The organism is Streptomyces sp. NPDC058964, assembly GCF_042741275.1.
Classification (GTDB): Bacteria; Actinomycetota; Actinomycetes; order Streptomycetales; family Streptomycetaceae; genus Streptomyces.
Genome location: NZ_JBHYKH010000343.1, coordinates 1 through 9,796, shown reverse-complemented (window position 1 = coordinate 9,796; position 9,796 = coordinate 1). Strand labels below are relative to the sequence as shown.

The following is a 9,796-nucleotide window of genomic DNA, read 5'->3' as shown; positions in this document are numbered from 1 at the left end:
GCGCGCCCGGCCCGCCGCGCGCGCGCGCCCGCCCCCCGGGTGGTCTGCGGGTGTGTGCCGTCACCCGGGGACGTGGCAGTCGAACGCGTGCAGGTAGGGGTTGACCGGACGCATGTCGTCGACGACCAGGCCGGCCGCGGTCAGCCGGCTCACCATGCTCTCGGTGGTGTGCTTGGCCCCGCCGACGTTGAGCAGCAGCAGCAGGTCCATCGCGGTGCTGAACCGCATCGACGGGGTGTCGTCGACGAGGTTCTCGATGACCACGACCCGTGTTCCGGGGCCACCCGCCCCGATGACGTTGCGCAGCGTCCTGGCGGTGCTCTCGTCGTCCCACTCCAGGATGTTCTTGATGATGTAGACGTCGGCCTTGACCGGGATCTCGGTGCGGACGTCGCCGGGCACGATCCGTGCGCGGTCGGCGAGGTCGCCGCCCGCGCGCAGCCGCGGCACGGCGTTCTCCACCACGCGGGGCAGGTCGAGCAGGCTGCCGTGCATCGACGGGTACTTGTCGAGCAGGCTGGCCACCACGTGCCCCTGGCCGCCGCCGATGTCCGCGACCGAGTCGCTGCCGGACAGGTCGAGCAGGTCCGCGACGTCCCGCGCCGACTGCTCGCTGGACGTGGTCATCGCACGGTTGAAGACGTCGGCCGACTCCGGGGCGTCCTCGTTGAGGTACTGGAAGAACTCCTTGCCGTAGAGGTCCTCGACGACGTTCCGGCCGGTGCGCACGGCCTCGTCCAGCTTGGGCCAGGCGTCCCAGGTCCACGGTTCGGTGCACCACAGCGAGATGTAGCGCAGGCTGTTCGGGTCGTCCTCGCGCAGCAGCCGGGACATCTCGGTGTGCGCGAACGTGCCGTCCGGCCGTTCGGCGAAGACGCCGTAGCAGGACAGGGCCCGCAGCAGCCGGCGCAGCGGCTTCGGTTCGGTCTTCACCACTGCCGCGAGGTCCTCCACGGCCATCGGGTCGTCCCCGAGTGAGTCGGCGACGCCGAGCCGGGCGGCCGCGCGGACGGCGGCGGCACAGGCCGCGCCGAACACGAGCTCTCGCAGCCGCATGGACGGCGGTGGGGCGGATGGTGCGGTCGTCATGTGCCGCCTTCCTTCCTTACGTTGGACTTCACGTGGACTTCACGTGGACTTCTCGTTGCACTTCCCGGGCCCGCGGCCGGTCACGGCCGGGTCAGCACAGGCCCGACGGCTTGGAGGCCCGGCAGTAGTTGCCGGTGAAGCTGTTGCCCTGGCCGGTGTCCGTGTTGACCAGGTCCGCCGGGGAGTTGTTGTCCAGCGTGTTGTCGCTGATCCGGTTCCGCTCGCTGGTGACGCCCACGAAGCTCTTGAACAGGACGATCCCGCCCGACAGCGGCGAGTTGCCGGCGTTGCCCGTGATCAGGTTCCGGGTCACCAGACTGTCCTCGGCGCCGGTCAGGACGACGCCGGAGCCCTGGAGAGCGGGCAGCCGTTCGGTCTTCGGGCAGGACTTGTTGTTGCTGACGAGGAGGTTGTCGCGCACGGTCACGGCGCCGGCCTTCGGCTTGTTCTCGTCGCCGACGACGAACACGCCCGCGCAGTTGCCCGTGACGTAGTTGCCCGCGACGGTGAGGTTCCGCAGGCGCCGGACGGTCAGGCCGATCCGGTTGCCCTCCAGGCGGTTGCGGTCGACCACCACGCCGCCGGTGTCGGTGGCACCCTCCTCGGCCTTGATCGTGTTGGCGAGGAACAGGCCCGCGTCGCCGTTGTCCCGGGCGTAGTTCTTGCGGAAGACGCCGTGCACGGAGCGCTCCTGGGCGATGCCCCAGACCCCGTTCTTCACGGCGTACACCTTGCGCACGGTCATGCCGTCGGTCGCCATGCCGAAGACCCCGCTGCGGGCGAAGCCGGTCACGGTCAGGTCGGAGACGGTGACGCCCTCGAGGTTGTGGGTCTTGGTGCCCACGACGCAGATGCCGTTGCCGCCCTCGGCGCAGCTGGCGGTGTCCTTCGTCGTGTCCGCGGACGAGCTCGCCGTGGTGCCCGGCGGTGTCACGGCCACCTTCGGGTCCGGCATGATCACGGTGGTGCGGCCCGAGCCCCGCAGGGTCAGCCCGGGCGTGGTCACCTTGACGCTCTCGTAGTAGGTGCCGGGCGCCACCAGAACGGTGTCCCCGGACTGGGCGGCATCCACCGCCTTCTGGATCGATTCCCCCGGATGGACCACGAGGGTCGCGCGGACCGCGGCGGCCGGAGTGGCGCCGAGCCCCGCCCCGAGGAGCGCGGCGGTGCACGCCAGGTAGGCGATATGGCATTTCGTCATATCCTGCACGCTATGACCGATTGGCCCCCGGGCTGGCCGGATGGGCCATCCGGTGGCGTGTCACGGCGGCGGCCCGTCATCCGCGCAGCGCGTGTCCGATCTCCAGTTGCGTCGTCCCCGGTGCGCGGCCGTGCCGGATCTCCCAGAGGCAGTTCTGCAGCACTCGCCCCAGCGTCCACGCGCGTGCCCGCGCCCGGTCCAGGCCCAGCAGGTCCGTCAGCGTGTCGAAGCACCGGCCGGTCTCGGCCGGGTCGTAGCGGTTGTCGATCGCGGGCAGCAGGTCGAAGCCGGGGTCGCCCGCGAGCGGCTTGGGACCGATGGCGAGCCACTCGTCACCGCCTGCCTCGACGCGGCCGCCCGTCCGGTGGGCCGCCAGGACGGTGCCGAAGTGCAGGTCCCAGTGCAGCAGTCGGTCCCCGGGCTCGTCCGTCACCTCGCGCCCGGCCGCCGCGCGGTCCGCCAGCAGCCGCCGGTCCGCCGGGACGGGAACCCGCTCCAGCGCCCACGGCACCCGCTCCAGCATGCCCCGCGCGATGTCCCCGAGCCGCCGCAGCCCCGGCGGCGCCGGAACGGCGGTCAGCCGGGCCAGCAGCCCGCCGACGACGCGCACGGCCTCACGCGGGTCGGGCAGGTCGGTCAGCACCCGGGTCTCGTCCAGCCGCTCCAGCAGCAGAGTGCAGCTCGGCTCGTCGTGCTCCAGCAGTCGCACGGCCCCGTCGCCGCCCCAGGCGCGCAGCGCGAGCGGCTCGCCCTCGCTCTCCGCGTCCAGCCGCTGGAGCTTCAGCGCCGCCGGGGTGCCGTCGGCGCGGACCACCGGAAGGACCAGCGCACACATCCCGTACATGGCGGGCCCCTCGACCCTCAGCTCCCACCGGCGGAGGAACTCCTCGGCCCGTCGTGGCAGGCCGGCGACGAACGCCCGCCCCGCGTCCCCGTTGAATTTGCGCTGTGAAGCGGCCAGCTCGCCGGGCACCTGGATCACCTTCCCGACGATACTGACGCTTGTGGACCGGGTCAGCGGATTTCGGCGTGGGCTCCGGGCGGCGGCGGCCTATGTGCGCAGCGCCCCGGCAACGTACGTCTGGCTGCTGATCCTCTTCCTGACCACCTTCGCCCTGCACCACATGTCGCCGGACTTCGAGGAGGACTTCCTGCGGCAGCGCTCGACCAACATCCGCGAGCTGTCGCAGAACCCCGTACGGGTGCTGATCACCAGCGCCATGTGGATCGACGGCGGGCGCTGGCTGCCGTACGCCGCCCTGTTCACGGTCTTCCACGCCCAGGCCGAACGCTGGCTCGGCACCGTCCGCTTCCTGGCGGTGTGCGTGGCCGCGCACGTGCTCGCGACCCTGCTCAGCGAGGGCGCGTTGCTGAAGGCGATCCGGGAGGGGATCGCCCCGCACACTGCGGTCAACACCCTCGACATCGGGGTGAGTTACGCGCTGGCGGGCGTCATCGGGGTGCTCACCTACCGGATCGCGACGCCTTGGCGGTACCCGTATCTGCTGGTCGCGCTGTCCGTCTACGGCGTTCCGCTGGTCGCCGGGCGCACCTTCACGGACTTCGGGCATTTCGCGTCCCTGCTGATCGGCCTCGCCTGCTATCCGCTGGTCAGAGGCCGGGGAAAAGCATGGAATCCGAAGGAGACACTGGCCACCCTCAGGAGTTAACGTCCGGCCATGAGCAGCTCGGCAAGCAGTGTCGTCAACGGCGGCATCTCCTTCTGGTACGCGGACGACGGCCTCCCCGAGACCAGGGAGCCGCTCCCGGGTGACGCGTCCGCCGACGTCGTGATCGTCGGCGGCGGCTACACGGGACTGTGGACCGCGTACTACCTGAAGAAGGCCGCCCCCTTCCTGCGCGTCACCGTCCTTGAGCAGAAGTTCTGCGGCTACGGCGCCTCGGGGCGCAACGGCGGCTGGCTGTACAACGGCGTCGCCGGCCGCGACCGGTACGCCAGGCTGCACGGCCGGGAGGCCGCCGTACGGCTGCAGCAGGCGATGAACGGCACCGTCGACGAGGTCGTCGCCGTCGCGCGGGACGAGGGCATCGAGGCCGACCTGCACAAGGGCGGGGTGCTGGAGGTGGCGACCACCCCGGCGCAGCTGGCCCGGCTGAAGGCCTTCCACGAGCACGAGCTGTCGTACGGCGAGAAGGACCGTGAGCTGTACGGCGCCCGGGAGACGCGCGAGCGGATCCGGGTCGCCGATGCCGTCGGCTCGGCCTGGACCCCGCACGGGGCACGGCTGCACCCGGTCAAGCTGGTGAAGGGGCTCGCGGCGGCCGTGGAGGCCCTCGGCGTGACCATCCACGAGTCGACACCGGTGACGGAGATCCGCCCGAAGCACGCGGTCACCCCCTACGGCACCGTCCGCGCCCCCTACGTCCTGCGCTGCACCGAGGGCTTCACGGCGAGCCTGAAGGGCCAGAAGCGCACCTGGCTGCCCATGAACTCCTCGATGATCGCGACCGAGCCGCTCACCGACGAGCAGTGGGCGACCGTCGGCTGGGACGGCCGGGAGACCCTGGGCGACATGGCGCACGCCTACATGTACGCCCAGCGCACCGCCGACGGCCGTATCGCGCTGGGCGGGCGGGGAGTGCCGTACCGCTTCGGCTCGCGGACGGACAACGACGGCCGCACCCAGGAGACGACCGTCGAGGCGCTCCGGGAGATCCTGGTCCGCTTCTTCCCCTCCCTGGCCGGCGTCCGCGTCGAGCACGCCTGGTCGGGCGTCCTCGGCGTCCCCCGCGACTGGTGCGCCACCGTCACCCTGGACCGCTCGACGGGCCTGGGCTGGGCGGGCGGCTACGTCGGCTCGGGCGTGGCCACCACCAACCTCGCCGCCCGCACCCTGCGCGACCTGGTCCAGCAGGACTCCGGCCAGGGAGGCCGCACCGAGCTGACGGACCTGCCGTGGGTGAACCACAAGGTGCGCAAGTGGGAGCCCGAGCCGTTCCGGTGGCTGGGCGTCCAGGGCATGTACGCCACCTACCGGGCCGCCGACGAACGCGAGCGCCTCCATCCGGGCACCGAGTCGTCGAGGCTCGCCCGGATCGCCGACCGGGTGGCGGGGCGGCACTGACCGTGATCCGCTCCGCGACCCCCTCGGACGTACCCGTCATCCACACCCTGATCCGGGAACTCGCCGAGTACGAGAAGGCCCCGCAGGAGGCGAGGGCGACCGAGGAGCAGCTGCGCGTGGCCCTCTTCGGCGAGCGTCCCGCCGTCTTCGCGCACGTGGCGGTGGACGAGGCGACCGGCGCCACGGTCGGGTTCGCGCTGTGGTTCCTGAGCTTCTCCACCTGGCGCGGCGTCCACGGCATCTACCTGGAGGACCTCTACGTCCGCCCCACCGCCCGCGGCGGCGGCCACGGCCGGGCGCTGTTGGCGGAGCTGGCGCGCATCTGCGCGGAGCGCGGCTACGAGCGACTGGAATGGTCGGTCCTGGACTGGAACCGGCCCGCGATCGGTTTCTACGAGGCTCTGGGGGCTCGGCCGCAGGACGAGTGGACGGTGTACCGGCTGACCGGTGCAGCGCTGGTGGAGCTGGGCGGGGGCGGTGGGTCAGACCGCTGATTCGGGGACGGGCGCTTCCGCCGGGGCCGCGCGGCCGGGTGGTTTCGCCGTCACCATCAGGCCCGCGACCAGGGCCGCAAGGAGCATGACTCCCGCGGCCCACCAGATGGCGACCGTGTAGCCGTGCACGACGCCCTCCGGGATCACGGTCGCCCGCTGGGCCGGGCCGTGGAGATGGGCGGCGATGTAGGCGGTGCTGCTGGTGGTGGCGATGGTGTTGAGCAGCGCCGTGCCGATCGAACCGCCCACCTGCTGCGAGGTGTTCACGGTCGCCGAGGTGACCCCGGAGTCCTGCGGGGGGACTCCCGCGGTGGCCGTGGCGAAGACCGGCATGAAGGTCAGGCCCATGCCGAGACCCATCAGGAGCAGGGCGGGCAGGATCTCGGTGGTGTACGAGGAGCCGACGGTCAGCCCGGTCAGGACGACCATCCCGCTCGATGCGAAGACCATGCCCGGGACCATCAGCATGCGCGGCGCCACCCGGGGCAGCAGCCGGGCCGATATCTGCGTGGAGCCGACGATGATCGCGGCGGTCAGCGGCAGGAAGGCCAGGCCCGTGCGCACCGGCGAGTAGCCGAGGATGACCTGCAGGTAGTAGGTCATGAACAGGAACAGCCCGAACATGCCGATGACGGCGAGCGCCATGGTCAGGAAGCAGCCGGCCCGGTTGCGGTCCCGGACGATGTGCAGCGGCAGCAGCGGCACCGGTGCCCGGGTCTGCCACCACACGAACGCCACGAGCAGCAGCACGCCCGTGCCGAACAGGGCAGGCACCAGCGGGTCGGTCCAGCCGCGCGGTTCGGCCTCGCTGAACCCGTAGACGATCGCGACCAGTCCGCCGCATCCGAGCACCGCGCCGGGCACGTCGAGCCGGGCGTCCGCGTAGCCGGGGCGGTCGCGGAGCAGGGCGAAGGCGCCGAAGACCGCGATGATCGCGATGGGCACGTTGACGTAGAGGCACCAGCGCCAGTTCAGGTACTCGGTGAGCAGGCCGCCGACGATGAACCCGATCGCCGATCCGCTGCCCGCGAGGGCGCCGTAGATGCCGAAGGCCTTGCCGCGCTCCCTGGGGTCGGTGAACGTCGTGGTGAGCAGGCTGAGCGCGGACGGCGCGAGTACGGCGGCGAAGGCGCCCTGCAGGGCGCGGGCGCCGAAGAGCATGCCGGAGCCGGTGGCCGCGCCGCCGAGCGCGGAGGCGGTCGCGAAGCCGATCAGCCCGATGACGAAGGTGCGTTTGCGGCCCACCAGGTCGGCGATCCGGCCGCCCAGCAGGAGCAGTCCGCCGAAGGCCAGCGTGTAGGCGGTGATGACCCACTGGCGGTTGCCGTCGGACATGCCGAGGGCGCGCTGGGCGGAGGGGAGCGCGATGTTCACGATCGTCGCGTCCAGCACGACCATCAACTGCGCGAGCGCGATCACCACCAGGCCCCACCAGCGGTGGGGGTCCGCTGCCTCGGTTCCCTCGAAGGCCTCACCTTTTCGGGTGATACGCACCTGGTCAGAAGACCATGGATCGGGAAGTATCGCATCCGGGGGCGTACCGCGCCTGCTCATGGCTCCAGGACCACCTTCCCGATCGTGCCGCGCGTCTGAAGGGCCCGGTGCGCGGCGGCCGCCTCGGCGAGCGGGAAGCGCGTCACGGCGGGCGTCAGCCGGCCCCGCGCGGCCTGTGCGAGGGCACGCGGTTCGAGGGTGCGCAGGGGGCTCGGGCCGCCCACCCGCCTGAGCATCTCCGGCCCCAGGACCTGCTCGGACAGGCCGTCGACGAAGTACCCCCGCCCGGCGTTGATCCCTTCCGCGGACCAGCCGAAGACGAGGTGCTGCCCACCGGGTCCGAGCAGGGCGACGGCCTCCCGGGCGACATCGCCGCCGACCCCGTCGAAGACGACGGTGGCGGGCCGCCCGGCCAGATGGGCGCGGACCTGTTCCGGCCACGCCGGGTCCCGGTAGTCGACGGCGAGACCGGCCCCGTTCTTCCGCACGTGTGCCACCTTCTCCGCACCGCCCGCGAGACCGATCACCGTGGCGCCGGCGTTCCCGGCGTACTGCACGAGCAGGGTGCCGATGCCGCCCGCGGCCGCCGGTACGACGGCCACGGAGTCGGGGCCGAGCTCGGTGAACCGGAGGATCCCCAGCGCCGTACGCCCCGTGCCGATCATGGCGACGGCGGCGGCGAAGCCGAGGCTCTCCGGTATCTCGTGCAGCCGCCCGGCGTCGGTCACGGCGAGCTCGGCGTACCCTCCCGGGGCGAAGCCCAGGTGGGCGACCACGCGTCTGCCGAGCCACAGCCCGGGAGTGCCCTCGCCGAGGGACTCGACTACGCCGGCGACCTCGCGGCCCGGGACGGTGGGCAGCCGCGCCGGCCCGGTCGCCGGGCCCCGCAGGCCCTCGCGCAGCGCGGTGTCCAGGAGGTGGACACCGGCCGCGGCGACGGCGATGCGGACCTGGCCGGGCCCCGGCACGGGATCCGCCACCCGCTCGTGGACGAGGTTCTCGGGCGGACCGAAGGCGTGCAGGCGGACGGCGTGCATGGGACCCCCATCGAGGTGTTCGTCGGTCGACGTCCAGCCTTCGACCTCAAGCGTGCTTGAGGTCAAGGGCGTGCCGGCCGAGGGCCAGGGACACGGCGGTGAGGGCGCTGTTGAAGGAGACCTCCGACAGCACGCCGGGGGCGGCGACCTGGTCACCGGCGAGGTAGACGCCGTCGCCGCGGTCGATGGAGGGCCGGTCCCGCCAGCTGGTTCCGGGCAGGTCCACGGCTCCGGTACGGCCGTTGGCGAGGGCCTCGCGCCGCCAGGCGACCCGCTCCCGCCACCCGTCGAAGGCGAGGTCGAGGAGGTCCTCGGCACGTGCGACACCGTCGTTCCGGGACTCGCCGGGACCGATCGGGATCTGCCCCTGGAGGAGTTGCTCACCGGCCGGGGCCAGGCTCCGGTCCTGCGCGGTGAACCGCTCGATCCACCCGGGCGAGTCGAGATCGGACACGGCGAAGGCGTCGCCGCGCCGGGTGCGCAGGGCCAGGTCGATGAGGGCGGTGCGGCCGCCGGTCCAGGTCAGTGAGTCGTCCTTCAGCAGCCGCCGGGCCGCGTCGAGCGAGGTGGCGACGACGACGGGTGTGCCGGTGGGCAGCGTGTCGACGCGCGACAGCGTCTCCATCCGCACGCCGAGGTTCCAGGCCCGCGCGGCCATCCGGTCGATGACGCTGCCCCAGCCGCCGCGTGGATGGTGGGCCTCGGGCGGCAGCTTGGTGGCGCGGCGCAGCCGCTCCTGCACGAAGGCGGCGGACAGGATGCCCGGGTCGTGGTGGAAGAGGGCGACGGCCGAGTAGTTGGCGGCGGCGCGGGCACCCTCTTCGCCCGCCTGCCGGGTGGCCCAGCTCAGGAAGTCGGCGTCGACGGGTGCCTGCTGGGCGCCGGGCCGCAGCAGCTTCAGCATCGCGAACGGCGGGGTGCGGCGCAGGATCCCGTGATGCCGGAGCCGGAGCCGGGCCGCCTCCAGGGGCGGGATCGGGGCGAGCGGTCCGATCAGGTCGCGCTGCTTGAGCCAGGCCCAGTGGGGGCCGCCGCTGTAGAGGGCGTGCGGGCCCTCGTTCGTCCGGTACCGGCCCTCGGCGGTGCGCGCCCGCCCGCCGAGGGTGTGGTGCGCTTCGTACACGGTGACCTTGGCGCCCGCCTCGGCGGCGGTGATGGCCGCGGTCAGTCCGGCGAAGCCGCCGCCGATGACGGTGATGCGATGCATGGCTGTGGTTCTCCCTCGGGTCGGGGACGCCTTGCGTGGTGCCTGTCCGCGAGTACGACGCCGCCGGGGGCGCCTAATGTGACATGCGGCCGCAGAAGCGGCGTCCGCGCGGACCGGAGCGGAGGGCCGGAGCCGGCGGCCGGAGTGGCGGGGAGTGGGGGGGCTGTGTCTTTTAAACAAAAACGAGC

Annotated in this window: 9 protein-coding genes; 3 read left to right on the top strand and 6 right to left on the bottom strand. The window is 72.5% G+C overall.

Features of this window, described 5'->3' with window-relative positions; translation table 11 throughout:
- Window positions 1-60: 60 nt before the first annotated feature.
- From ACFW2E_RS32170 to ACFW2E_RS32160, 3 genes are all read right to left on the bottom strand, one after another.
- Window positions 61-1,089, bottom strand: coding sequence for a methyltransferase (locus tag ACFW2E_RS32170; protein WP_384470969.1), 1,029 nt, complete (start codon window positions 1,087-1,089; stop codon window positions 61-63).
- A gap of 91 nt (window positions 1,090-1,180) precedes the next feature.
- Window positions 1,181-2,290 carry a nitrous oxide reductase family maturation protein NosD gene (locus tag ACFW2E_RS32165; RefSeq protein WP_384470966.1) on the bottom strand — a complete coding sequence of 370 codons (1,110 nt, stop codon included), beginning with the start codon at window positions 2,288-2,290 and terminating at the stop codon, window positions 1,181-1,183.
- 76 nt (window positions 2,291-2,366) lie between these two features.
- Window positions 2,367-3,284, bottom strand: a complete 918-nt coding sequence (locus tag ACFW2E_RS32160; RefSeq protein WP_384470972.1) for an aminoglycoside phosphotransferase family protein — start codon at window positions 3,282-3,284, stop codon at window positions 2,367-2,369.
- A 10-nt stretch (window positions 3,285-3,294) separates the two neighbouring features.
- Between ACFW2E_RS32160 and ACFW2E_RS32155 the strand changes: the two genes are divergently transcribed.
- Genes ACFW2E_RS32155 through ACFW2E_RS32145 form a run of 3 tightly spaced genes read left to right on the top strand, consistent with a single transcriptional unit; the run spans window position 3,295 to window position 5,870 of the window.
- A complete protein-coding gene (locus ACFW2E_RS32155) occupies window positions 3,295-3,960 on the top strand; it encodes a rhomboid-like protein (protein WP_384470963.1) in 666 nt (221 codons plus the stop codon).
- 9 nt (window positions 3,961-3,969) lie between these two features.
- Window positions 3,970-5,376, top strand: a complete 1,407-nt coding sequence (locus ACFW2E_RS32150) for an NAD(P)/FAD-dependent oxidoreductase (RefSeq protein ID WP_384470960.1) — start codon at window positions 3,970-3,972, stop codon at window positions 5,374-5,376.
- A 2-nt stretch (window positions 5,377-5,378) separates the two neighbouring features.
- Window positions 5,379-5,870, top strand: coding sequence for a GNAT family N-acetyltransferase (locus ACFW2E_RS32145; protein WP_384470957.1), 492 nt, complete (start codon window positions 5,379-5,381; stop codon window positions 5,868-5,870).
- Here the strand turns inward: ACFW2E_RS32145 and ACFW2E_RS32140 are convergent.
- From ACFW2E_RS32140 to ACFW2E_RS32130, 3 genes are read right to left on the bottom strand one after another with little or no spacing between them, the layout of a single operon-like run.
- The gene (locus ACFW2E_RS32140) at window positions 5,859-7,364 is read right to left on the bottom strand and encodes an MFS transporter (protein ID WP_384470954.1); all 1,506 of its coding nucleotides are present in this window, start codon (window positions 7,362-7,364) and stop codon (window positions 5,859-5,861) included. The genes ACFW2E_RS32145 and ACFW2E_RS32140 overlap by 12 nt on opposite strands.
- 56 nt (window positions 7,365-7,420) lie before the next feature.
- Window positions 7,421-8,401, bottom strand: a complete 981-nt coding sequence (locus tag ACFW2E_RS32135; protein WP_384470951.1) for a zinc-binding dehydrogenase — start codon at window positions 8,399-8,401, stop codon at window positions 7,421-7,423.
- Window positions 8,402-8,447: 46 nt separating this feature from the next.
- On the bottom strand, window positions 8,448-9,608 hold the full coding sequence (locus ACFW2E_RS32130; protein WP_384470948.1) for an NAD(P)-binding protein: 1,161 nt from the start codon (window positions 9,606-9,608) through the stop codon (window positions 8,448-8,450).
- Between the last annotated feature and the right edge of the window lie 188 nt (window positions 9,609-9,796).

What these genes read in the sequence shown, in the direction of transcription:
- ACFW2E_RS32170 (WP_384470969.1), bottom strand. Translation starts at nt 1,089, where the DNA reads ATGACGACCGCACCATCCGCCCCACCGCCGTCCATGCGGCTGCGAGAG.
- ACFW2E_RS32165 (WP_384470966.1), bottom strand. Translation starts at nt 2,290, where the DNA reads ATGACGAAATGCCATATCGCCTACCTGGCGTGCACCGCCGCGCTCCTC.
- ACFW2E_RS32150 (WP_384470960.1), top strand. Translation starts at nt 3,970, where the DNA reads ATGAGCAGCTCGGCAAGCAGTGTCGTCAACGGCGGCATCTCCTTCTGG.
- ACFW2E_RS32135 (WP_384470951.1), bottom strand. Translation starts at nt 8,401, where the DNA reads ATGCACGCCGTCCGCCTGCACGCCTTCGGTCCGCCCGAGAACCTCGTC.
- ACFW2E_RS32130 (WP_384470948.1), bottom strand. Translation starts at nt 9,608, where the DNA reads ATGCATCGCATCACCGTCATCGGCGGCGGCTTCGCCGGACTGACCGCG.